Genomic DNA, 22,413 nt, shown 5'->3' with positions numbered 1-22,413 from the left:
GCGCAGGTCTCCATCGCGCTCACGGCCGCTGCCGAGAAACCGATGGCCTTGCCGAGCTGGTCCTGAGTCAACGGTGCTGAACGCGGTGTCCGCGCTGCTGGGTTGATCAGTCGGCCTTGGTGTACGTGAGCTGCTCGCCGCTGTCCGTGTTCTCGCGCCGCAGGGAGCCGTCCGGGAGCAGGTTGAGCGTGGTGGCCTTGCCCGCGGTGCAGGACGACATGGGCTCGCCGACCGTGACCGTGGACGGGCCGACCTCGACGGGCCCGCTCGGGGACGGCTCCGCGGTCAGGGCCGCCTGGAAGACGCAGTGGTAGGAGCCGCCGGTGTCGAGCGGGCCGTCCGCGGTGAGCGTGAGAACGGTCTGGCCGACCGTGCCCTGCCGGATGACGAGGTTCCGGGTGGAGTGGCCCGCGGCGTTGTCGATGGAGCCCGACCAGGTGCCGAGGTAGCCGGCCGGGACGGGGCCGTCGCTGTTCTTCCGGTCGTCGGAGGAGGGCGGATCCGGGTCCGGGTCCACGGGCGAAGGGTCGTCGACGCCGGGCGAGTCCGATGCGGACGGGGAGGCGGTGGGGGACGGGTCGTGCCCCGGCCCGTTGTCGCTCATGAGCGCGTAGACGGACCCGCCCGCGCCTATGGCCACGAGCACGGCGATGGCTATGAGCGCGATGGTCGATGCCTTGCCGCGGCGGACGGGCTCGGGGACGGGCTGCGGGGCGCCGGGGTAGAGGGGACCGTACGGCGGTGCGGCACCGAAGCCGGGCTGCGGTTGCTGCGGTTGCTGTGGGTGGTTCCGAGGCTGGTGCTGCTGCGGATATCCGTACCCGGGGTGGTTCTGCTGAGGGCCGAAGCCCTGGCCGGGGTGCGGCTGGGCGGGCAACTGCGGGTAGCCGTACGCGGGAGAGGGGGGTCCGGGGGGCGGGGCGGGCGCGGGGGTCGGGGTCGGGGCGCCGACGATCGTGGGGAGTGTGCGGACGGGACGGTCCGCGGGAGTCGGGGGCGGTGGGGGTGCCATGTCCGGTAGGGGAGCCTCCTCGGCCACCTCCTCCGCCGACTCCTCCGGGTCCTCGGAGTCGAGCAACTTGACCGCATGACGCCCGAGTTGGGCGATGAGCGCACCCGGAAGCCAGGGTTCCGCCGTATCGTCGTCGGCCAGGCGTTCCAGGATCGCGTCCGTCGTCGGGCGGGAGGCCGGATCCTTGCTCAGGCAGTCCCTGATCAGTTCGACGAGGTCCACGGGGACGCCGGTCAGGTCCGGGTCCTCCTGGGCGATCCGGAACATCTGCGCGTGCACGCCGCTGTCGGACGACCCGAACGGAAGCCGACCGGTGGACGCGTACGCCAGTACCGAGCCCAGGCAGAACACGTCGCACGCCGGGGTCACACGCTCGCCGCGCACCTGCTCGGGGGCCATGAAACCGGGCGAACCGACCAGGGCCCCGGTGCGGGTGAGGCCGCCGCCGGCCACGGTGTCGAGTGCCCGGGCTATGCCGAAGTCGATGACGCGCGGCCCGTCGATCGTCAGCAGGATGTTGGAGGGCTTGAGGTCGCGGTGGATGAGTCCGGCGGCGTGGATGGCCTGGAGGGCGTGGGCGAGACCGGCACCCAGGATGTGAACCGAACGCTCGGGCAGGGGACCGTACGTTCCGGAAGCCGCCTCCGCGCGGGCGCCCGCGCGACCGGAGACGGTGGCCTGGAGGGAGGGCCCGGCGACGTATCCGGTCGCGACCCAGGGCACGGCGGCCTCGGTGTCGGCGTCGAGCACGGGGGCGGTCCAGGCGGAGCCGACCTGGCGGGCGGCCCGCACTTCCTGGCGGAAGCGGTCGCGGAACTCCGGCTGCACGGCGAGGTCGCCGCGTACCAGCTTGATCGCGACGGTGCGGCCGCGGTCGGAGCGGGCCAGATAGACCTGGCCCATGCCGCCTGCGCCGAGCCTGCCCAGCAGGCGGTAGGCGCCGATGCGTTGTGGGGCGGCGGGCCCGAGCTTTTCCATGGTGTGCGTCCTCCCCCGTGCGGCGATACGCCGGAACGGGTCGAGAATAGCGGCGCGGGGTGTGCCCCGGTGGGTCCGGTAATTCACGCCCGTCCGCCGGGTGTCCGGCGATTCCTCCCTCCGGTTTTGTCCTCAAGCGCCGGACGGGCTGGGGGTGGTTCCGTCCTCAGGCGCCGGACGAGCTGGAAACGCCTGCCGCCCTCACCGTTTCCACCGCCGCGGACAACCGCTCCAGCACCCGTACCGTCTCCGCGAACTCCGCCTCCCCCAGTTCCTCCGCCAGCCGCGCCGCGAACTCCGCGTGGCCGGGGCCGATCCGGGATATGGCTGCCCGGCCCTCCTCCGTGGGGCGGAGCAGCTTCGCGCGCTGGTGGGCCGGATTCGGTACGTACTCCGCAAGTCCCTTCCCCACGAGCAGATCCGCGATCCGCTGCACGCTCTGCCGTGTGATCCCCATGGCGCGGGCGATCCCGGACACGGGCAACGGCTCGGCCAGCACCGCCCCGAGGACCTGCCACCACGCTGCGGTCAGCCCGGCCGGCCTGGCCAACTTCTGCGACACCGCCAGAAAATGGCCGTTCAGGTGGAAGATGCCGAGCGCGGTCCGGCTGAGCGAGTCCTGCTGCGCGCGGCTCACCCCTGCAACACCTCGTACGCGCTCGCGTCCGAGTCGTGGAAGAGCCGGTACCAGGCGTCGAGCTTCGCGCCCTCGTACACCCCGAGCCGTGCGAAGACCTCACGGGCGAACGCGACCGGTTCGGTCGGCCCGGCCGTGATGAGGTCGCCGTGCGTCACCGCGTCCGCGTCGACGTACCGCTCACCACCCCCGTACCCCGTGGCCGCGAGACAGAAGGAGACCGCGCTCGTGTGGGCGCGGCCGTCGAGCAGCCCCTCGCGGGCCAGCCCCGCCGTCGCACCGCAGATCGCGGCGACCGGAACCCCGGCGTCCAGGAAGGCGCGGGCCGTCCGGGCGAAGGGGGCGAGCTCGTCGCCGGAGTCCCAGAGACCGGCGCCGGTGAGGATCAGCAGCGCGCTGTCCTCGGGGCGCAGCTCCGCGAGCGCGAGATCGGGCTGGACGCGCAGCCCGACGCGACACCCTGCCCACCAGAGCGCCCCACGCCATACAAGGTGGCCATGTCGATCCGCTCCCGGCGCGGCCTACGCTCACGGCATGACCCCTCATGCCCCGCATGCCCCGCATGTCGACCCCGCTGCCGGTGCGGCCGTGAAGGCCGCCGACCGCGCGCACGTGTTCCACTCCTGGTCCGCCCAGGGCCTGATCGATCCGCTCGCCGTCGCCGGCGCCGAGGGGGCGTACTTCTGGGACTACGACGGCAACCGCTACCTGGACTTCACCAGCGGCCTCGTCTACACCAACATCGGCTACCAGCACCCCACCGTCGTCGCCGCGATCCAGGAGCAGGCGGGCAAACTCGCCACCTTCGCTCCCGCGTTCGCGATCGAGGCGCGCTCCGAGGCCGCGCGCCTCATCGCCGAGCGCACCCCCGGTGACCTGGACAAGATCTTCTTCACCAACGGCGGCGCGGAAGCCGTGGAGAACGCCGTCCGGATGGCCCGGCTGCACACCGGCCGTACGAAGGTGCTCTCCGCCTACCGCTCGTACCACGGCGCCACCTCCACCGCGATCAACCTGACCGGCGACCCGCGACGCTGGCCGTCCGACAACGGCTCGGCGGGAGTCGTCCGCTTCTGGGCGCCGTTCCTCTACCGCTCGCCGTTCCACGCCGAGACCGAGGCCGAGGAGTGCGCCCGCGCGCTCCAGCACCTGGAGGACACCCTCGCCTTCGAGGGTGCCGCCACCATCGCCGCGATCATCCTGGAGACGATCCCCGGCACGGCGGGCATCATGACGCCGCCGCCCGGCTACCTCGCGGGCGTGCGCGAGATCTGCGACCGGTACGGGATCGTCTTCATCCTCGACGAGGTGATGGCCGGATTCGGGCGCACCGGCACGTGGTTCGCCGCCGACCACTTCGACGTGGTGCCGGACCTGATGACCTTCGCCAAGGGCGTCAACTCCGGTTACGTACCGCTCGGCGGCGTCGCCATCTCCGCCGAGATCGCCGCCACGTTCGAGACCCGCGCCTACCCGGGCGGACTGACCTACTCCGGCCACCCGCTGGCTTGCGCGGCCGCGGTCGCCACCATTCACGTGATGGAGGACGAGAAGGTCATCGAGAACGCCGCCCACATCGGCGAGACGGTCCTCGGCCCCGGCCTGCGCGAGCTCGCCGAGCGCCACCCGTCGGTCGGCGAGGTCCGCGGCCTCGGTGCCTTCTGGGCGCTGGACCTGGTCCGCAACAAGGAGACCCGCGAGCCGCTGGTCCCGTACAACGCGGCGGGCGAGGCCAACGCGCCGATGGCGGCCTTCGGCGCGGCGGCGAAGAAGAACGGCCTGTGGCCGTTCATCAACATGAACCGCACCCACGCCGTTCCGGCCTGCAACATCACCGAGGCCGAGGCCAAGGAGGGCCTCGCGGCTCTCGACGCGGCACTGTCGGTCGCGGACGAGCACACGGTGTAGCCGCGGGGCCCGCGCGGCCCCGCGGACCAGCGCCCCCTGCCCGGCCGCACCCGCCACGCCCCTCCCCCGCCCCGCCCTGCCCGGATCCGGGCAGGGCGGCCCTGGCTTAAGGTGATCGAAAGCCGAAAAGGGGAGGGGCGCCATGCGCGCGAGCGGAGCTGTAACCCGCAGTACGCTGCGGCAGCAGATCGCGGACGCGCTGCGGGACGAAGTGCTTGCCGGGCGTCTGCGGCCGGGGCGGGAGTTCACCGTCAAGCAGATCGCCGAGCAGTACGGCGTCTCCGCGACTCCGGTACGCGAGGCGCTCTTCGACCTCTCCGCGCAGGGCCTGCTCGAATCGGATCAGCACCGCGGCTTCCGCGTGCGGGAGTTCACCGTGGCCGATTACCGGTCGATGGTCGAGGCGCGGACCCTGGTCATCGACGGAGTCATCCGCGGCCTCTTCTGCGGGCCGGTGCTGTCGGTCGCGCAGAAGGTGGCGCAGCGGGACCATCTGGTCTCCGTGCGCCGCAGGGCCCAGGAGGCCGCACGGGCGGCCCAGGGCGGCGACCTCGACATCCTCATCGGCTACGACCTGCGGTTCTGGCGTGAGCTGGGCGCGCTCGTCGGCAACACGTACATCAGCGACTTCCTGCACCGGCTGCGCGTCCAGGCATGGGTGTTCGCGGTGCCGTATCTGCGCCACGACGTGGGTGCCCGGGAGTGGCTGTGGCACGGCCATCCGGAGCTCGTCGCGGCGATCACCCTCGGCGACCGCGACGCGGTGTGCGCGGTGATGGACGACTACAACGCGCACGCGCTGAACTGGGCGGACCGGCTCGCGGCCGGAGACCCGGCGCATCCGGGCCACGATCCGGAGCCGGCCGGACAGGCCCCGCCCGCCGAGGAGCCGCAGTCGCGGCCGTAACCGGAGCCCCGCCGCAATGACCGGGCGACTGCGGGGCGGGGACTGCGGACCGGCGGTTACGCACGGGCGACTGCGGACCGGCGGTTACGCACGGGCGACTGCGGACCGGCGGCTGCGGACGGGCGGTTACGGAATACGGCCGGCTCCTGCCCGCGGCCGTCGGCCACTGTGCGCAATGAGCCCACCGCATTACGCTGTCCCGACCGTCGTGAATAACCCGATGAACCTGATCCGATACCGATGACTTTGATGCGCACCCGTGGGAGAGCGAGATTTCGTGGCCTGTGACCTGTGGCTGGTCCCCCTCGTCGATGTGCTGTGCCACAGCCCCGACAACCCGTTCGCCGAAGAGATAGCCGTCTACGACAAGGTGTTGAGCGAGGCCGGGCTGCCGCCCGTCCCCGTGTACGCCTACATGCCGGGCCTGACCGGCGACGTCGCTCCGGTCGCGGCCTTCGACTACGACGCCCTGCACTTCCTGCGCCGCGCCCATCTGCTCCAGCTCAGCGGCCTCGCCGTCACGCCCGTCGACGAACTGGGCGGGGACTACGAGCAGTTGCTGGAGATGTTCGAGGCGTCGGCCCGGCAGTCCCACCTGGTCTGGCACTACGACCATGCGGGGGCGTACGTCCCGCTGGACTTCGCCGCTCCGCTCTCCAGCGACGACCTGCTGGCGGGCGGCGGCCCGCTCGGTTCCGCGCACGGGCTGCTGAGGGAGCTGGAGTTCGTGGCTCCGTCCATCGGCATCGATCCGGCGAACCCGCCGGCCGCCCCGCTGCCACCCGCAGCGCCGACGTCCCTCGAGGAACCGGCGGGCCCGATTCCGTACGACAACAGTCCGTTCGCCCGTGAGCGGCACGTCTGGCTGGGTCTGCACGCGGCGGCCACGCGCAGCCTCGCCCAGGGGTCCATGATCATCTTCAGCTGAAGCGGATACCCGATGCCGGGTGCTGATGCCGGGTGCCGGTATCGGGTGCCGGGGCACCCGTGCAGGCGACGGCCGGGCGCCCCGGCGTCACCGCGGCGCAATCACCGCGGGGACTCCGGAGGCCGCTGCCGCGGCATGTTCGGCCGGGCCATCGTCTGCATCGGGAACCGGCCCGGCAGCGCCCCCTGGTCCGTACGCCCCCCGCCCCCGCTGCCCGACGACAACGCCTGCATCCCCATCGGCGCAGGCCCGGCCCGGAACTCCACCATCCAGTCCGCGGTCTCGGTCCGCACGAGCTCCGTGATGTCCTCCGAGAACCGCCGCAGCACCCCCAGGCACCGCTCGGCGGCCTCGCTGGCCGTGCCCTCGGTCGGGCCGAGCACCTCCCGTACGCACTCCGACGCCCAGTCGAACTGCAGCACCTGAAGCCGCCGCTGCACGGCCTGGGCGGTGGCGAGGTTCCTTATCCAGCCCGAGGTCAGACCGAAGAACCGGTCGCAGGCCATGCTCGCGGCGCCCAGCAGCAGGGACAGATAGCCCCATCCCGCCGCCCCGCTCAGGGCACCGGTGAGATCGAGCAACGGCAGCGCGGCGCCCGCGACCGCCCCGGCCGCCGTACTGATCCGCAGGGCCCTGGCGCCGCGCCGCTTCCACACCCGGTCGTTCAGATACCAGTCGGCGGTGCGCAGCGCATCGGCCTCGACCCAGCGGTACAGCTCGTCGAGGCGTTCGGCGGGCTCGCCCCAGTCGCCGAGCGGGAACGGTGCGCCGGTCAGATCCCGGCCCCGGCCGCGTGCGCGGGAGCCCGAACCGGAGGAACCGGCCGAGCCGGTCGAACCGGGCTCGTTGCGGGGCGGCCCTTCGGGCTGCATCTCCGGCTGACTCACCGGGGTACTCCTCTGCATTCTGCGTAGCGACGCCTGATGTGTGGCGGTGTGTTCGACGGTGGGCTGATCACCGCTCTCCGGCGCGGCCGACTGTCCCGCGTGCGTAACTTTGCGTGACGAGCGGTGCGCCTGTGTGTCTGATGTGCATGCCCTTCCTACCGCCGAATGGTGGGCCGTGGGGTCGAAATCGCAGTATTCCCGGGTGTACGGGGCCTGTGATCAGGTATAGGAGTCTCGCCGAGGGTGCTTCAAACTCACTCGAAAGAGTTGCTTGCCAGTGGGTGGGGCGCGCTGCGCGGTGACCACGTAGGCTCGGCGTACCGAAACATTCTGTCGTCGAATTGCCAGGAGTGACCGTGATTCCCGGTGGTGGTCAGCCCAATATGCAGCAGCTGCTGCAGCAGGCCCAGAAGATGCAGCAGGAACTCGCGGCGGCCCAGGAGGAACTGGCCAGGACCGAGGTCGAGGGTCAGGCGGGTGGCGGTCTGGTGAAGGCGACCGTGACCGGCTCCGGCGAGCTCCGGGCCCTGGTGATCGACCCGAAGGCCGTCGACCCGGAGGACACCGAGACGCTCGCGGACCTCGTCGTCGCCGCCGTACAGGCGGCGAACGAGAACGCGCAGCAGCTTCAGCAGCAGAAGCTCGGCCCGCTGACCCAGGGGCTCGGCGGTATGCCCGGTCTCCCCTTCTGACCTGCGGCCGGAACTCGTACGTTGTATTCATAACTCAGGACCAGGAAGGCGATCCCGTTGTACGAAGGCGTGGTTCAGGACCTCATCGACGAGTTGGGCAGGCTGCCCGGCGTCGGTCCCAAGAGCGCGCAGCGGATCGCTTTCCACATCCTGCAGGCCGAGCCGACCGATGTGCGCCGTCTCGCCCATGCCCTCCTCGAGGTCAAGGACAAGGTCCGGTTCTGTTCGGTCTGCGGCAACGTCGCCCAGCAGGAACAGTGCAATATCTGCCGGGACGCGCGCCGCGACCAGACGGTCATCTGTGTGGTCGAGGAACCGAAGGATGTCGTCGCGGTCGAGCGGACCCGTGAGTTCCGGGGCCGATACCACGTGCTCGGCGGCGCGATCAGTCCGATCGAGGGCGTCGGGCCCGACGACCTGCGCATCCGTGAACTGCTCGCCCGTCTCGCCGACGGGTCGATCACGGAACTGATCCTGGCCACCGACCCCAACCTGGAGGGCGAGGCCACCGCGACGTACCTGGCACGGATGATCAAGCCGATGGGCCTGCGGGTCACCAGACTGGCCAGTGGTCTGCCGGTCGGCGGCGATCTGGAGTACGCGGACGAGGTCACCCTGGGCCGCGCCTTCGAGGGGAGGCGCCTGCTCGATGTCTGACACCTCCACGATGTGTGATGCCTGCACGACGTCTGGTGCTTTCACGATGCGTGATGCCTTCACGACCGCGACGTCTGATGTTCTTGCGTCGACTCACGACGGCTTTACGTTCAGCGACGCTATGTTCTTCTCACCGTTCGCGACCGTGCCCACGGGAGGTCCCCTCGATGTCTGACGCCACGCTGAACTCCGTCACGCAGGATCCGGACGACTTCGCCGTCCAGATCGCCGACCAGATCAAGACGTTCATCGTCGCGGTCACCGAGGTGTCCAAGGTCGAGGAGCCCGAGGAGGCCGTCCCCGTCCTGCTGCTCCAGGTCTCCCAGCTGCTGCTGGCGGGCGGCAGGCTCGGCGCGTACGAGGACATCGTCCCCGACGAGCGCTACGAGCCGGATCTCGGCGCGGAGCCGGACGCCGACGGTCTGCGCGAGCGGTTCGCCGCCCTGCTGGAGCCGATCGATGTCTACTCCGAGGTCTTCGACCCGTACGAGCCGCGCAAGGCCCCGGTCCCGGCCCGTATCTCCGACGGCCTGGCCGACCTGGTCACCGACCTGCGCCACGGCCTGGCCCACTACGAAGAGGGCCGCACGACCGAGGCCCTGTGGTGGTGGCAGTTCTCCTACTTCTCCAACTGGGGCTCCACCGCATCCGCCACCTTGCGCGCCCTCCAGTCCCTGATCGCCCACATCCGGCTCAACCAGCCCCTCCAGGAACTGGACGGGCTGGACACGGACTCGGATGCGGTCGACGACGACCTGGCCGAGGAGGCGGGCCGGGTGATGGCGGAGGAGATCGCGGGACCGCTGGGACTGCGGCCCGTGCAGTAGCGGCCGGTGCAGTAGCGGGCGACGCCCGGCGGGACGCGCCCCGGGCGGGATGCGCCCCGGCCCCTCGCGGCAACGTGACACACAGCCGTCCAGACGCCTCGTCGAACGCGTTCACGGGGTGGCGGAGGTCCGCTGCGTGGACGTCACCCCCGCGTCGGCTGCGACGAGGCGCTGTCCGACCGCGACGGGTGGGGCGAGTACCTGCACGGGGCCGTCGACCAGGTCCGGGCCTTCTCCGGTGCGCTCACCGACGAGGAGATCAGCATGCTGCGGTAGTGGGTGCGGCCAGGAGATGAACGAGGGGGGTGGCGGCACGTTCAGGGAATGTGTCCCCACCTCCTTCACATGTGCCCCCACCCACCTCATGGGTCACACATGGGGCATTCAAGGGGGTGGGGCGGTGCGTATCGTCGGTTCGCGCCCGTGCCGAGGGCGGGTTCACGCGCGACAGCGGCGCGGAGGCCATGGCAGGCTGCTGAGCGAGCACCCGGGGATCGACGGGGTGTTCGCGGCCAACGACCTCATGGCCCAGGGCGTGTGCCAGGTGCTGCGGGAGCAGGGCAGACGTGTGCCGCACGACGTAGTCGTGGTCGGTTTCGACGGTTCGAGCGTGGCCGTCACGTGCAGGCCCTCTCTGACCGCCGTGCGGCAGCCGGTGGAAGGGATGGCCGGGGTGATGGCCCGGCTGCTTCAGGAGTGCATCCACCCGCTCGGGTGCGGCACGCCGGGTGTGGCGTCAGCAGTCGGGGCCCCGTATTACCGGAGTGAGCACGGGGAGCGCGGGGAGCGCGGGGAATGTGCGGAGCGGCGTACGCATGGTGGAGGCCTCCGAAGGGCGGACCGTGGGGTTCCGGTCCACGCTGGAGGTGGACTGCTCGTGCATCGTGGACCCGGCGCACCGTGCGTGTGGGCTGGACCACATACGGGAGTGCGGGCCCGATCGGCGGGCAGCAGCCCCGTACGAGCAGTTCGGAGCGACGCGCCGATGATCACGTACTGAGCGGGATATCTCACAATGTGGTATCGACGGGGCGATTCCGGACTGCTCGTTAAACTGAGCCGACCGCAGTAATGGACTGAGCGAGGAGCGCACGTGGGCCTTGTCGTGCAGAAGTACGGAGGCTCCTCCGTAGCCGATGCCGAAGGCATCAAGCGCGTCGCCAAGCGAATCGTCGATGCCAAGAAGAACGGCAACCAGGTGGTTGTCGTGGTGTCAGCGATGGGCGACACGACGGACGAGTTGATCGATCTCGCTGGGCAGGTATCCCCGATCCCTGCCGGGCGTGAGTTCGACATGCTGCTGACCGCCGGAGAGCGGATCTCCATGGCCCTGCTGGCGATGGCGATCAAAAACCTGGGCCACGAGGCCCAGTCGTTCACGGGCAGCCAGGCAGGCGTCATCACCGACTCGGTCCACAACAAAGCGCGCATCATCGATGTGACGCCGGGCCGTATCCGTACGGCGCTGGACGAGGGGAACATCGCGATCGTCGCGGGGTTCCAGGGTGTGTCCCAGGACAAGAAGGACATCACCACGCTCGGCCGCGGCGGGTCCGACACCACCGCCGTCGCGCTCGCGGCCGCGCTGGATGCCGAGGTCTGTGAGATCTACACCGATGTGGACGGTGTCTTCACCGCCGACCCGCGGGTCGTGAAGAAGGCCCGGAAGATCGACTGGATCTCCTTCGAGGACATGCTGGAGCTGGCCGCGTCCGGCTCCAAGGTGCTGCTGCACCGGTGCGTGGAGTACGCACGCCGTTACAACATCCCGATCCACGTCCGCTCGTCCTTCTCCGGACTGCGCGGAACCTGGGTCAGCAACGAGCCGCAAGGGGACCAGAAGGTGGAGCACGCGATCATCTCCGGAGTCGCCCATGACGTCTCCGAGGCCAAGATCACCGTCGTCGGCGTACCCGACAAGCCGGGCGAGGCCGCCGCGATCTTCCGCACCATCGCGAACGCGGAGGTCAACATCGACATGGTGGTGCAGAACGTCTCCGCCGCGTCGACCGGTCTGACCGACATCTCGTTCACGCTGCCGAAGGCCGAGGGCCGCAAGGCCATCGACGCCCTGGAGCGCAACCGCGGCACCATCGGCTTCGAGTCGCTGCGCTACGACGACCAGATCGCGAAGATCTCCCTGGTCGGCGCGGGCATGAAGACCAACCCGGGTGTCACGGCGGCCTTCTTCGAGGCGCTCTCGGACGCCGGGGTGAACATCGAGCTGATCTCGACATCCGAGATCCGCATCTCGGTCGTCACCCGCGCCGATGATGTCATCGAGGCCGTGCGCGCCGTACACACCGCCTTCGGTCTCGACAGCGATTCCGACGAGGCCGTCGTCTACGGGGGCACCGGCCGATGACCGCGGGCCGTCCTTCGCTCGCGGTGGTCGGAGCGACCGGGGCGATCGGCGGCGTCATGCTCCAGATCCTTTCGCAGCACGCGGATGTCTGGGGCGAGGTGAAGCTGATCGCCTCGCCGCGTTCGGCCGGCCGCAAGCTGGTCGTACGCGGCGAGGAGAGCGAAGTCCTCGAACTCGCCGAGGACGTCTTCGACGGTGTCGACGTGGCGCTGTTCCTGGTGCCCGACGACGTCTCCGCGCAGTGGGCGCCGATCGCCGCCGCCAAGGGCGCGGTCGTGATCGACGACTCCGCCGCGTTCCGGCTGGACGCGGACGTTCCGCTGGTCGTGCCCGAGATCAATCCGCATGCCGTACGGATCAGGCCGCGCGGCATCGTCGCGAGCCCGAACTGCACGACGCTCTCGCTGATCGTCGCGGTCGGCGCGCTGCACGCCGAATTCGGCGTGCGGGAACTGGTCGTCTCCTCGTACCAGGCGGTGAGCGGGGCGGGCCGCGACGGCGTTGCGGCGCTGCGCGAACAGCTGTCGATGGTGGCCGGTACGGAGTTGGGCACGAAGCCCGGAGACGTACGGCGGGCCGTGGGCGACGCCGGAGGCAGCCCCTTTGCCGCACCGGTGGCCCTCAACGTGGTGCCCTGGGCCGGGACCGAGGCCGGTGACGGCTGGTCGTCGGAGGAACTGGCGATCCGTGAGGAGTGCCGCAAGATCCTGGATCTGCCGAGCCTGCGGGTGGCGGCGACGTGTGTGTACGTACCCGTGATCGCGACGCACTCGATGTCCGTGCACGCGCGGTTCGAGAACGAGATCGCGGTCGACCGGGCCCACGAGATCCTGGCGACGGCCCCGGGCGTGGTGCTGTACGACAGTCCGGCGGCGGGGGACTTCCCGACACCGTCCGACGTCGTGGGCACCGATCCGACCTGGGTCGGACGGGTGCGCAGGTCGCTGGACGATCCCCGGGGTCTGGAACTGTTCGTCTGCGGCGACAACCTCCGCAAGGGCGCGGCGCTGAACGTGGCGCAGATCGCCGAATCGGTGGCCGCCGAATTCCCTCGGTCCTGATCGCTCCTGATCGGACCTGTTTATACGCATTCTGTGAATGTCCTGTGAGCAAGTTGAAGGTCTGAACCTCTTGAGCTGGGGTGTCAGGGTGTCCGACGATGACCTTTCGGCCTGCTGCAACCGCTGGCCGGACAGTGCGCGTCTATGCGTTCACCTCTTGCGCGGCGGGGCGCACAGTTGGGGCATTCGGGGAAGAGCAGGTACGTATGAGGGCATGTCGCACCGTGTTGAACGCGGTGCTGCGCGCGTACAACCCTGACGGGGAGAAACGTGTCCAACTGGCGTGGCAGAGGTTCTCGATATCACAGTGGTGGGCCCCCTGCGCGGCGCTTCGGTGCGGCCGCTCAGACGGCCCCGCGCGCCCGGCGGTATGCCGGTGATCGCGCCCATGCCCGCGGCGCGTCCCGCACGGCTGCCGTCGCAGCGCGAGGGCGCTGAGGAGGGCGTGGCTGCCGGAACCACGGTCGACCATCTCACCGAGACCTACCGCGCCCACTACCGTTCGCTGCTCGGCCTCGCGGCTCTGCTCCTGGACGACACCGCCTCGTGTGAGGACGTCGTGCAGGAGGCGTTCATCCGCGTGCACTCGGCGCGGAACCGGGTACGGGAACCCGAGAAGACACTCGCGTATCTGCGCCAGACCGTCGTCAACCTGTCGCGCTCGGCGCTGCGCCGCCGCATCCTCGGGCTGAAGCTGCTCTCCAAGCCCATGCCGGACATGGCGAGCGCGGAGGAGGGCGCGTACGACCAACTGGAGCGGGACGCGCTGATCAAGGCGATGCGGGGGCTGCAACGGCGCCAGCGGGAGGTTCTGGTGCTGCGTTACTTCGCGGACATGACGGAGGCTCAGGTGGCCGAGACACTGGGCATATCCCTGGGCTCGGTCAAGGCCTACGGCTCGCGTGGGATCGCGGCGCTGCGCGTCGTGATGGAGGCGCAGGTATGAGCCGGCGCGACCACAGGAACGAGAACGGCCGTGAGAACGGCCACGAGAACGGCCGTGAGATCGGCCGTGATCGTGAGCCTTGGAATGACCTGACTGGAAGCGAAATGGTGAACGACGGGCCGGAGCGCGACGGGCCGGAGCGCGACGGGTCGGAGCGCGACGGGCCGCAGGAGCGCGGGCCGGAGAAGAGTGGGTCGCAGGAACGTGGGTCGGAGAGCGCCTCGCAGGTGAACCCGGGTGCGGGCGATGGTGCGGACATGGACGAGGTCGCGCTGCGCCGCATGCTGCACGGGGCCGTCGAGCACATCGAACCCGGCGACGGCACGCTCGACCTTCTGCAGCGAGCGGTGCCCGCCCGGCGCGCCAGGCGACGGCAGGCCGCCGTCGGCATGGCGGCGGCGGCACTGCTCATCGGCACGGCCGTCCCGGCCTTCGTCCATGTGGCGAACTCCGACGGTTCGAACGCCGCCAATCCCGCGATAGCCGGACACGGCGAGCAGGCGCAGGGCGGCAACGGCACCGAGAGGGATTCGGGGACCGGTGGGAAGAGCGACGGCGGTGGCAGCGACGGGCCGGCCGACGGCGGCCCGAACCGTCCCGCGAGCACGGGCAGCCCGTCCGACGGCCGCGGCCAGGACACCGACGGCGGGCTGGCCGGCGGGGTCGCCGACCCGACCGCGTCCGAGGCGGCGTCCCAGCCGGACTGCGACCCGGGGCAGCTCTCGGTCGCCTCGGCCGAGACGGGCGCGGCGAGTGCCGACGGCACGGTGTACGGCACCTTCCGGATCGTCAACGTCTCCGGCACGGACTGTTCGGTGAGCAGCAGCGGAAGCGTGGGCTTTCAGGCGATGGGTGCGGCCGACCCGGCCGCTATCACGGTTGTCCAGCACACGGCGGGTGACGCGGCGTCCGGGCTGCCCGACCCCTCGCAGGAGCAGGGGACGGTGCTGCTGAAGCCGTCCATGGCGTACGAGGTGAAGTTCGCCTGGGTGCCGAAGGACATCTGCCCGACCGCCGGAGGCTCACCGAGCCCGACCCCGACGGGCGGCGCGGACGGCACGGGCGGCGCCACCGCCGCCGGTCCCGGTACGGGCGGCGCGGACGGGTCCGCCGACATGAATCCGCAGTCCGGCAGCGAGGACGGCGACGGGGCGCTGGACGGCAGTGTCGCCGTCACACACACGCCGGAGGCGGGTGCGCCGGTCGCGGAGACGAAGATCACCAACGCTTGCGCGGGCACGATCTACCGGACCGGGGTGCTGGCCCCCGCCACGTGACGCTGGGCGCGGGCACGGCGCGGTTTTCGGTGCACGGCGTATGACGCATGCGTGAGGGGGTCCACCAACCGATTCGGCGGGTGGACCCCCTCACGTGTGTACGTCCTCAGACGGCGCCGACGCTCACGTCGGGGTCGGCGGGATCCACCGGGCGGGTGACCGCGCCGCTCTTGGCGCTCGGGCCCGCAGCCGCACCCCCATCCGGGCCGGCAGCCGCATCCGGGCCCGCAACCCCATCCGTGTCTGCGACGAGGCCCAGCTTCAGGTCGCGCGCCGCTTCGGCTTCGCGGCGGAGCAGCCGGAACCACATGAAGAGCACGAACCCGGCGAAGACGAACCACTCCCCGGTGTAGCCGAGGTTCTGGAAGGCCTTCAGATCGAGCCCGGTGCCCTGCGGCGCGGCGGCCGGTACGGGGCGCAGCGCGCCGACGGCGCCGGTGTCCTGGAGCGTCACCCAGGCGTCGTAGACGTCGTACGGGACGAGGTTGACCAGGGACGCGGCGCTGATCATGCCGACCTGTCCGTGCGGGAGCCCGCCCGTCGCGTCGACGCCCGCCGTGCCGGCGTTCTCGGACGCCTGGAGGTCGCCGGTGACCGTGACCTTGCCGGTCGGTACGGCGGGCACGGCGGTGCGGCCGGGCTCGCCGGGCAGCCAGCCGCGCACCACGGGCAGGGCCTTGCCGCTGTCCGTACGGAGCAGGTTCAGGACGTAGAAGCCGCTCTTGTCGTCCAACTCCCGGCCGGGCACCAGGAACTGGTCGGCGTACCGGCCGGTCGCGGTCGCGGGGCGGCCGGACGTCACCGTGTCCACGGGCAGGAGGTCGTCGATCGGCTTGGCGGCCCTCGTACCCGGAGCGGGCTGCTTCTCGGCGGCGGCATGCGTCTGCACGCGGTCCTCGAAGCGGCCGAGCTGCCAGGTGCCCATGAAGACGCAGAACGGAATGGCCAGCACGACGAAGAGGTTGATCCCCCACCATCGTGGGGTCAGCAGGAACCGGTACACACCTCCACGGTACGGTCCCCGCTCCGGCCGCCCGGCGCGGGGTGCCGACCGACGCCCGGTGGCGGTCGCCCGTACCGGACGGAACGGACGCCCAGGACGGGAACAGCAGCCGGGCGGACCAGAAGCCCAGGACGGAACAGAAGCCCAGGACGGAACAGAAGCCCCTACTCGCTGGACGGGCCCGACTGCGGGGCCAGGTGGCGTCGGGCGAAGTCGAGTTCCAGGCGGACCTGCTTGATCCGCTCCTCCACGACGAGCGAACCGTGCCCCGCGTCGTACCGGTAGACCTCGTGCACCGCGTCACGGCCCTTCAGCCGGTCCACGTAGTTCTCGACCTGGCGGATCGGGCAGCGCGGGTCGTTGACGCCCGCCGAGATGTAGACCGGCGCCCGGACGGCGTCGACGTACGTCAGCGGGGACGAGGCCTCGAAGCGCTCGGGAACCTCCTCCGGCGTGCCTCCCAGCAGCGTGCGGTCCATCGCCTTCAGGTCCTCCATCTCGTCGCGATACGCCGTGACGTAGTCGGCGACCGGGACCGCCGCCAGGCCCAGGGCCCAGTCGTCCGGCTGCGTACCGAGGCCGAGCAGGGTCAGATAGCCGCCCCAGGAGCCACCGGCCAGGACCAGCATCTCCGGGTCCGCGAGCCCGGACTTCACCGCCCACTCCCGCACCGCGGCGATGTCCTCCAGCTCGATCAGGCCGACCCGGTGCTTGAGCGCGTCCGTCCAGGCGCGGCCGTATCCGGTGGAGCCGCGGTAGTTGACCCGGACGACCGCGTAGCCGTGGTCCACCCAGGCGGCGGGACCGGAGGCGAAGGCGTCACTGTCGTGCCAGGTCGGGCCGCCGTGGATCTCGAAGACGGTGGGGAACGGCCCCTCGGCCGGGGCGGCGGGGCGCTGTACGAGCGCGTGGACGCGGCCACCGGGCCCGTCCACCCACACGTCCTCCACCGGCACGGAAGCCGGAGCCTTCAAGCCGGGCGGATCGAGCACCACAGCGCCCGAGGTGGACCTGATGACGGGCGGCTGCGCGGCCGATGACCACAGGTACTCCACCGTGCCGTCCGGCCGGGCCGTGGCACCCGACACCGAACCGGCGGGAGTCTCCACCCGCACGGGAGCACCACCGGACCCCGGTTCGTACCGCCACAGGTCGCTGCGGGCCTCGAAGCCGTGCACGATGAGCAGCGCGGAGGCGTCCGGATACCACTCGGCGCTCACATCACCGGGCAGATCGATCGCGAGGTCCGTCTCCACGCCCGTCAGCGGATCCCAGATCATCGGCTCCCAGCGGCCCCGTCGCTGATGCCCGACCAGCAGCCTCGTGTCCCCGGGGACAGGGGCGAAGCCCAGCACGGACAGGCCCAGCTCCCTCGTACCGCCCTCGGTGTCGTCCAGTTCGGCGACCGTCGACCCGTCCGGCCGGACCACCCGCAGCGCGGAGTGCATCGCATCGCCGTGCTCGGTGTGCTCCAGGGCGATCAGCGTCCCGTCGTACGAGAGGTCACCGACGCCCGCCGACTCCCGGTGCCGGTAGATCTCGACGGGTGCGGCCCCGGGCCGTACGACATGGATCGTCGTCCCGTCCTCGTCCGTCGAACGGCCGATCACCGCCGTGCCGTCGCGTCCGATCGCGAGCCCGGCCGGGTACGAGGCACCGAGGCCGGGTGCCGCCGGCTCGTCCACCGTGTCCTCGCCCTCGCCCCCGCTGCCGCCGTGGAACGGCTGGCGCATCCACACTCCGAACTCGTCCCCGTCGGTGTCGCTGAACCACCAGATCGACTCGCCGTCCGGCGTCAGCACACCGTCCGTCGTCCCGTTCGGCCGGTCGGTCACCTGGCGCTGCTCGCCGGTGGCACGGTCCCATGCGTACAGCTCGTACGTACCTGTGGCGTTGGAGACGAACAGGGCGCGGTGCGGCGCGTCTTCGGCCCAGTCGGGCAACGACACCCGCGGCGCCCGGAAACGCTGCTCCCACTCCGGCATGGAGGCGCTCGCGGGCAGGGAAACGGTCGTCGCCTGTGCGGACGGTGCCGTCGAGCCAGTGGTCTCAGTCATGTCCCCCATTCTGCGCCGGAACGCCGACAATCCGTTCGCATTGCCCTCAGCCTGTGGATAACCTCCCGGGCATGCATGCATCGACCCCCGACGACTGGCAGCGGGCCAACCGTGCCCATTGGGACGAGCGGGTCCCCATCCATGCCGTGAGCGACTTCTACGACCTCGACGCCTTCCGCGCCGGCAAGGACGCGCTGCGCGACTTCGAACGCGCCGAGGTCGGGGACGTCACGGGCAAGTCACTGCTGCATCTGCAGTGCCACATCGGGGTCGACACCCTCTCCTGGGCCCGGCACGGCGCCGCGCACGTCGTCGGTCTGGACTTCTCCGAACCGGCCGTCGAGACGGCGCGCGGCCTGGCCCGCGAGCTCGGGTTCACCCAGGACCGGGCGGCGTTCGTCACGGCCGATGTCCATGACGCGGCAGAGGCCGTCCCGGACTCCTCGTACGACATCGTCTACACCGGCGTCGGCGCGCTGAACTGGCTGCCCGACACCCGGCGCTGGGCCGAGACGGCAGCTTCACTCGTGGCGCCCGGGGGATTCCTCTACCTCGCGGAGTTCCACCCGATCACGGACTGTCTCGACGACTCGACCGGTACGAAGGTCGTGCACGACTACTTCAGCCGCGACGCGTGGGTGGACGAGACGCCGGGCACGTACGCCGACTTCGACGCACCGACCGTCCACAATCGCAGCGTCGAATGGCAGCACCCGATCGGCGACGTGGTGTCGGCGCTGGCCGCCGCCGGGCTGCGCATCGAGTTCCTGCACGAGCACGACATCTCGCTCTTCGCCCGTTTCTCTACGCTGGAGCGGCAGGACGACGGCTCCTTCCGTTTCCCCGCCGACCGTCCACGCATCCCGCTGATGTACTCGATCAAGGCGTCGCGGCCGGCCGAGACCGCGTAACCGGGCCTCCACGACCGCCACCCGCGCGGCACCTGCTCCGCACCGCTCGGACACCAACGCCCGTACCGGAAGCGACTTGCCTGCACCTGCACCTGCACCCGCACCGGAACCGGAACCGGAACCGGAACCGGAACCTGAACGGGAACCTGAAGCTGAACGGGAACCGGAACCGGAACCGCCACAGACCTGTGGCGGGCTACCGGAAGCACCCGCTCCCGGCAGCCCGCCGCATCTCTGTATCGCCGGCTGTACCTCTGTACCTCTGTACGTCCGTACCCGCCGGTCCTACCTCCCTCGTCCGCGTCCTACGCGGCCGAGCGGAAGGCCGGAAGGTAGCCGCCCGACTGTCCGGCGGCCTTCGGGTGGTACGAGTTGTAGACGGGGATCGACACACTGTGGAGCCATGCGTTACCGGAGCACAGCTCGTGCCCGGTGAACTCGTCCACCACGCTGGAGAACGTGAACCCGGCGTTGGCCGCCTGCTTGGCGATGACGCCGTTCAGGACATCGGACGCATTGTTTATGGCCGCCCGCTCGTTCTCCGTGAGCCCGGCGATGCAGGTCCCGCTCAACTGGTAGAAGCGCGGGTAGCCCAGCACCACGACATGCGCCTGCGGAGCCCGCGAACGGATGGCGCTGTAGAGCGAACCCAGGCCGGACGGCAGCGAGTTCTGCATCTGCGAGACGGCCGATCGGACACTGCTCAGGCAGGTGGCCTCGCTGGACAGCACACAGTCCTGCATGACATCGGCGAAGCCGACGTCGTTGCCGCCGGCGGTGACGCTGACCAGGCCGGTGGACGAGTTCAGCGCGCCCAACTGGCTGCCGGCCACCGAACTCGTCGTGGCGCCAGAGCAGGCGACGAAGGCGAAGGACGAAGGTGAGTTCGCAGCTGCCCAGAGATAGGGGTAGGCGTTGGTGCTGCGGCGGCAGTCGCCGCTGTTGGACAGATAGCTCCCCGCGCCGACGCCGGACGAGTACGAGTCGCCGAGAGCGACGTACCCGCCGGCGGCGGCCGAGGAGGTTGCCGAGGCCGGCTGGGCGACGCCCAGAGCGGCCACGGCGGCGAGGAGCAGAGTGGATGCGGACGCCCAGAATCTCCGTACTGACATGGCTGTCAGCCCTCCGAAGTGTGGGGGGTGGGTGGGGGGTTGATGGAGCGCCATGTTTCTAGCAGCTCTTGGTACCCGCCGGTAATAGCTGGAGAAGAACTGGTCTGATATGCCCGAATGATCGTTCGGGCATCGAAGCTCCGCGCGTAGATAAACCTCCGGACGCACCTCGAATGGTGCGAGCGGAGGCTCGTGCGGCCTTGCCGGATACGCGTACCTTCGGGGCCGTCGCGCCATCCGTGAGGGGCCGCCCGGTGGTTCCGGATGGCGTGGGGTGTCCGGGGAGTGCGGCGCGCCCGGAGGGCTGCATGCCTGCCGGCGCTGCTTCCTGCGTACGTGCTCGGCCGGTGGCATTCACCTGGCTTTGCGGCGGGGCCGAATTCCGTTTCTGGGGACGGGAGATCGGGTGCGGGGGGTGTCACGCATCCGATGTCCGGCGATGCCTCTCTCGAGGTTCAGGCGGTCGTCGGCGGCCGTTCGGCCATCGACCGGGCCAGGTCCTCCCGGTCAGCGCCGCCCGCTGCCATGCCCGCTTCCGCCGCCGGCCGTTCGCCCGCGCCCTCCACGACGTCCGCGGCTCCCGCTGCCTCAGCCCTCGGGCGTGGCCGCGTCCTCCGGGATGCCGATGGCCGGGGCGCACGCGCGCGGTTCGCTCGGCACCCGCCGATGTCGCGTCCCAGGCGGATTCCTGGAAGTGGCCGCCGGTGCCGGTGCCGGAGAAGTCGGACACCCCGTGCTCCTGCATGCATCGCGCGTACGGCCGGTTCAAACAAAACCGCCCTCTGCGGTGGCACCCGTGCCGGGTGCCACCGCAGAGGGCGGTTGTCGTAGATCTCCCAGGATCAGTTGTGGCCGAACCTTCGCTGCTTCCGATGGGAGACCTGTTCTGAGATCGCGTGCACCGTGTCCTGGTCAGTCGTTCGCTGCGTCTGTTCCTTCGTCTCCGGAGCAGCGCTGCGTTCATGGCCGCCGGTGCGGGCACCGCGGTTCTGCCGACTCTGCTTCTTGCCCACGATCGTGCCTCCTGTAGCGGTTCTCGGACGACGGGCAACTTCAGATTCGCATGCGAGTGCGAAGGGTGCATTTCGGGCGGATGCTCCGTGTCGGTGTTGAAGAAGCCGTGACCCGCTCCCGCGTGCTCGTATCGCACGAGGTGGCCATGAGTGCTCTCGGACTGTCATGAGATTCGTACCGAGCGTGGCGGAACTCCGGGCGGCGGCAGGCGCTGCCCGGCGGATCAAGCGGACATCGGAGATGCGTGCGGGCCGGGGCGGACAACGGAGATGCGTGCGGGCCGGGTCGGACATCGGAGATGCGTGCGGGCCGGGTCGGATATTGAGATGCGTGCAGGCCGGGGCAGACGTAGGGTCGACGCCCGTGGAACCGCTCAGTGAGAAACAGATCCGCTCATCCTTCGTGAACTGCACCAAGGGCGACGCGGCGCGGCTTCGGCTGTCGCTCGACTTCGCAGAACTGCCCTGGGAGGACCTGGACTTCCTGGGGTGGGTGGATCCGGGAGCGCCGCTCAGGGCGCATCTCGTGCTGCCCCGGCCACAGGGCCCGTTGGGGGTCTCTCTGCGGATACCCTCCGCGAGGCGCACCAGCGCCGTGAAGTCCAGCATGTGCCAGATCTGCCTGACCGGCCACGCCTCCTCCGGGGTCTCCCTGCTCGCCGCCCCTTTGGCGGGCGCCCGGGGCCGCGAGGGCAACACGGTCGGTATCTACATCTGTGGAGACCTCGCCTGCCCCCTGTATCTGCGCGGCAAGCGGCAGCCGAAGCTGCGTTACGCGCGGTACGAGGAGTCCCTGACCATGGACGAACGCCTCGCGCGCATGTCGGACAATCTGGATGCCTTTGCGGCCAAGGTCACCGCGGGGTGACCCCCGACGGGCGCACCCCGCATTTCCGTGGAGAAGCCGACCCGCGCACCGGCGTTCCGGTTTCTCGGTGAACGTGCGGGGCGGTGTGCGCGGCTGTGGGCGCAGCCGCACACACCGTCCGTAGGGCACGCGTCACTGAGGGCGCGTGCCCTGCTCAGGGCTCCGAGGGGGGAGCGTCTCGCCGGAAATGACACGGGGCGCCGGTTCCGTGGTGTTGTCCGCGTCCGTGTTCTTCATGGCCCGCGCTTCGGCTTTGAAGATCCGGGCCGACTTGCCCGCGCTGCGGGCGAGTTCGGGCAGCTTCTTCGCGCCGACGACGAGTATGACGACGATGAGGATGATCGCGATCTCGCTGATGCCGAACATG

At 70.5% G+C, this 22,413-nt stretch carries 20 protein-coding genes and 2 pseudogenes; 13 read left to right on the top strand and 9 right to left on the bottom strand.

The features are described from left to right. Positions 1-106 precede the first annotated feature (106 nt). The 3 genes and pseudogenes from OG306_RS17625 to OG306_RS17615 all read right to left on the bottom strand — a co-directional run. Positions 107-1,990 (bottom strand): protein kinase domain-containing protein, encoded by a 1,884-nt coding sequence (locus OG306_RS17625; protein ID WP_266747101.1) that lies wholly within the window; start codon positions 1,988-1,990, stop codon positions 107-109. 166 nt (positions 1,991-2,156) lie between these two features. Beyond that, positions 2,157-2,627, bottom strand: a complete 471-nt coding sequence (locus OG306_RS17620) for a MarR family winged helix-turn-helix transcriptional regulator (protein ID WP_266747100.1) — start codon at positions 2,625-2,627, stop codon at positions 2,157-2,159. Continuing rightward, positions 2,624-3,076: pseudogene (locus tag OG306_RS17615) on the bottom strand (DJ-1/PfpI family protein); the annotation flags it as partial. The pseudogene OG306_RS17615 and the gene OG306_RS17620, both read right to left, overlap by 4 nt. Before the next feature lie 85 nt (positions 3,077-3,161). Between OG306_RS17615 and OG306_RS17610 the strand changes: the two are divergent. From OG306_RS17610 to OG306_RS17600, 3 genes are all read left to right on the top strand, one after another. Further along, positions 3,162-4,535 (top strand): aspartate aminotransferase family protein, encoded by a 1,374-nt coding sequence (locus OG306_RS17610; protein ID WP_266747099.1) that lies wholly within the window; start codon positions 3,162-3,164, stop codon positions 4,533-4,535. A 142-nt stretch (positions 4,536-4,677) separates the two neighbouring features. Beyond that, entirely contained in the window at positions 4,678-5,442 is a 765-nt protein-coding gene (locus OG306_RS17605; RefSeq protein WP_266747098.1) for a GntR family transcriptional regulator, read from the top strand. A 277-nt stretch (positions 5,443-5,719) separates the two neighbouring features. Then, complete coding sequence (locus OG306_RS17600; protein ID WP_266752274.1) at positions 5,720-6,370, top strand: hypothetical protein; 651 nt, start codon at positions 5,720-5,722, stop codon at positions 6,368-6,370. A gap of 101 nt (positions 6,371-6,471) precedes the next feature. On the opposite strand, the gene OG306_RS17595 is transcribed toward OG306_RS17600, so the two are convergent. Then, positions 6,472-7,257 (bottom strand): SLATT domain-containing protein, encoded by a 786-nt coding sequence (locus tag OG306_RS17595; RefSeq protein ID WP_266747097.1) that lies wholly within the window; start codon positions 7,255-7,257, stop codon positions 6,472-6,474. 356 nt (positions 7,258-7,613) lie between these two features. Here OG306_RS17595 and OG306_RS17590 point away from each other — a divergent pair, with 356 nt between their 5' ends. The 3 genes from OG306_RS17590 to OG306_RS17580 all read left to right on the top strand — a co-directional run bounded on the left by OG306_RS17590 (position 7,614) and on the right by OG306_RS17580 (position 9,433). Further along, positions 7,614-7,949, top strand: a complete 336-nt coding sequence (locus tag OG306_RS17590) for a YbaB/EbfC family nucleoid-associated protein (RefSeq protein WP_266752272.1) — start codon at positions 7,614-7,616, stop codon at positions 7,947-7,949. 57 nt (positions 7,950-8,006) lie between these two features. Next, positions 8,007-8,606 (top strand): recombination mediator RecR, encoded by a 600-nt coding sequence (gene recR, locus OG306_RS17585; protein ID WP_266747096.1) that lies wholly within the window; start codon positions 8,007-8,009, stop codon positions 8,604-8,606. A gap of 167 nt (positions 8,607-8,773) precedes the next feature. Next, the gene (locus tag OG306_RS17580; RefSeq protein WP_266747095.1) at positions 8,774-9,433 is read left to right on the top strand and encodes a DUF5063 domain-containing protein; all 660 of its coding nucleotides are present in this window, start codon (positions 8,774-8,776) and stop codon (positions 9,431-9,433) included. 111 nt (positions 9,434-9,544) lie between these two features. Here OG306_RS17580 and OG306_RS17575 read toward each other — a convergent pair whose 3' ends face one another. Then, positions 9,545-9,769 carry a hypothetical protein gene (locus OG306_RS17575; RefSeq protein WP_266747094.1) on the bottom strand — a complete coding sequence of 75 codons (225 nt, stop codon included), beginning with the start codon at positions 9,767-9,769 and terminating at the stop codon, positions 9,545-9,547. Between the two features lie 89 nt (positions 9,770-9,858). Here OG306_RS17575 and OG306_RS17570 point away from each other — a divergent pair. The 5 genes and pseudogenes from OG306_RS17570 to OG306_RS17550 all read left to right on the top strand — a co-directional run. After that, positions 9,859-10,136, top strand: a pseudogene (locus OG306_RS17570) (substrate-binding domain-containing protein); the annotation flags it as partial. Between the two features lie 390 nt (positions 10,137-10,526). After that, entirely contained in the window at positions 10,527-11,798 is a 1,272-nt protein-coding gene (locus OG306_RS17565) for an aspartate kinase (protein ID WP_266747093.1), read from the top strand. After that, positions 11,795-12,859, top strand: coding sequence for an aspartate-semialdehyde dehydrogenase (locus OG306_RS17560; protein ID WP_266747092.1), 1,065 nt, complete (start codon positions 11,795-11,797; stop codon positions 12,857-12,859). The genes OG306_RS17565 and OG306_RS17560 overlap by 4 nt, the downstream gene beginning before the upstream one ends. Before the next feature lie 370 nt (positions 12,860-13,229). Continuing rightward, positions 13,230-13,805, top strand: coding sequence for a SigE family RNA polymerase sigma factor (locus OG306_RS17555; RefSeq protein WP_266907678.1), 576 nt, complete (start codon positions 13,230-13,232; stop codon positions 13,803-13,805). Then, positions 13,802-15,082: a hypothetical protein gene (locus tag OG306_RS17550; protein WP_266906202.1), complete on the top strand. Its 1,281-nt coding sequence runs from the start codon at positions 13,802-13,804 to the stop codon at positions 15,080-15,082. Before OG306_RS17555 ends, OG306_RS17550 begins: the two co-directional genes overlap by 4 nt. Positions 15,083-15,188: 106 nt before the next feature. Here the strand turns inward: OG306_RS17550 and OG306_RS17545 are convergent, their stop codons facing one another. Both OG306_RS17545 and OG306_RS17540 read right to left on the bottom strand, forming a co-directional pair. Next, positions 15,189-16,085, bottom strand: a complete 897-nt coding sequence (locus tag OG306_RS17545) for an SURF1 family protein (protein ID WP_266906204.1) — start codon at positions 16,083-16,085, stop codon at positions 15,189-15,191. Positions 16,086-16,249: 164 nt separating this feature from the next. Beyond that, entirely contained in the window at positions 16,250-18,070 is a 1,821-nt protein-coding gene (locus OG306_RS17540) for a S9 family peptidase (RefSeq protein ID WP_266752270.1), read from the bottom strand. A 143-nt stretch (positions 18,071-18,213) separates the two neighbouring features. On the opposite strand from OG306_RS17540, the gene OG306_RS17535 reads away from it, so the two are divergent. Next, positions 18,214-19,053 (top strand): class I SAM-dependent methyltransferase, encoded by an 840-nt coding sequence (locus OG306_RS17535; protein WP_266906206.1) that lies wholly within the window; start codon positions 18,214-18,216, stop codon positions 19,051-19,053. Between the two features lie 305 nt (positions 19,054-19,358). Here the strand turns inward: OG306_RS17535 and OG306_RS17530 are convergent, their stop codons facing one another. Continuing rightward, positions 19,359-20,165: an SGNH/GDSL hydrolase family protein gene (locus tag OG306_RS17530; RefSeq protein ID WP_266747087.1), complete on the bottom strand. Its 807-nt coding sequence runs from the start codon at positions 20,163-20,165 to the stop codon at positions 19,359-19,361. Between the two features lie 1,377 nt (positions 20,166-21,542). Here OG306_RS17530 and OG306_RS17525 point away from each other — a divergent pair. Then, on the top strand, positions 21,543-22,046 hold the full coding sequence (locus OG306_RS17525) for an FBP domain-containing protein (RefSeq protein WP_327259055.1): 504 nt from the start codon (positions 21,543-21,545) through the stop codon (positions 22,044-22,046). 132 nt (positions 22,047-22,178) lie between these two features. On the opposite strand, the gene tatA is transcribed toward OG306_RS17525, so the two are convergent. Next, entirely contained in the window at positions 22,179-22,412 is a 234-nt protein-coding gene (gene tatA, locus OG306_RS17520) for a twin-arginine translocase TatA/TatE family subunit (RefSeq protein ID WP_371665471.1), read from the bottom strand. Between the last annotated feature and the right edge of the window lies 1 nt (position 22,413).

This window comes from Streptomyces sp. NBC_01241 (assembly GCF_041435435.1).
GTDB lineage: Bacteria > Actinomycetota > Actinomycetes > Streptomycetales > Streptomycetaceae > Streptomyces.
This window is presented reverse-complemented; position numbering and strand designations above follow the sequence as displayed.

Excerpts from the sequence above, each read along its gene's own strand:
- OG306_RS17550 (WP_266906202.1), top strand. The coding sequence starts at position 13,802 with ATGAGCCGGCGCGACCACAGGAACGAGAACGGCCGTGAGAACGGCCAC.
- OG306_RS17625 (WP_266747101.1), bottom strand. The coding sequence starts at position 1,990 with ATGGAAAAGCTCGGGCCCGCCGCCCCACAACGCATCGGCGCCTACCGC.
- tatA (WP_371665471.1), bottom strand. The coding sequence starts at position 22,412 with ATGTTCGGCATCAGCGAGATCGCGATCATCCTCATCGTCGTCATACTC.
- OG306_RS17555 (WP_266907678.1), top strand. The coding sequence starts at position 13,230 with ATGCCGGTGATCGCGCCCATGCCCGCGGCGCGTCCCGCACGGCTGCCG.
- OG306_RS17610 (WP_266747099.1), top strand. The coding sequence starts at position 3,162 with ATGACCCCTCATGCCCCGCATGCCCCGCATGTCGACCCCGCTGCCGGT.
- OG306_RS17605 (WP_266747098.1), top strand. The coding sequence starts at position 4,678 with ATGCGCGCGAGCGGAGCTGTAACCCGCAGTACGCTGCGGCAGCAGATC.
- OG306_RS17560 (WP_266747092.1), top strand. The coding sequence starts at position 11,795 with ATGACCGCGGGCCGTCCTTCGCTCGCGGTGGTCGGAGCGACCGGGGCG.
- OG306_RS17540 (WP_266752270.1), bottom strand. The coding sequence starts at position 18,070 with ATGCCGGAGTGGGAGCAGCGTTTCCGGGCGCCGCGGGTGTCGTTGCCC.
- OG306_RS17535 (WP_266906206.1), top strand. The coding sequence starts at position 18,214 with ATGCATGCATCGACCCCCGACGACTGGCAGCGGGCCAACCGTGCCCAT.
- OG306_RS17580 (WP_266747095.1), top strand. The coding sequence starts at position 8,774 with ATGTCTGACGCCACGCTGAACTCCGTCACGCAGGATCCGGACGACTTC.
- OG306_RS17530 (WP_266747087.1), bottom strand. The coding sequence starts at position 20,165 with ATGTCAGTACGGAGATTCTGGGCGTCCGCATCCACTCTGCTCCTCGCC.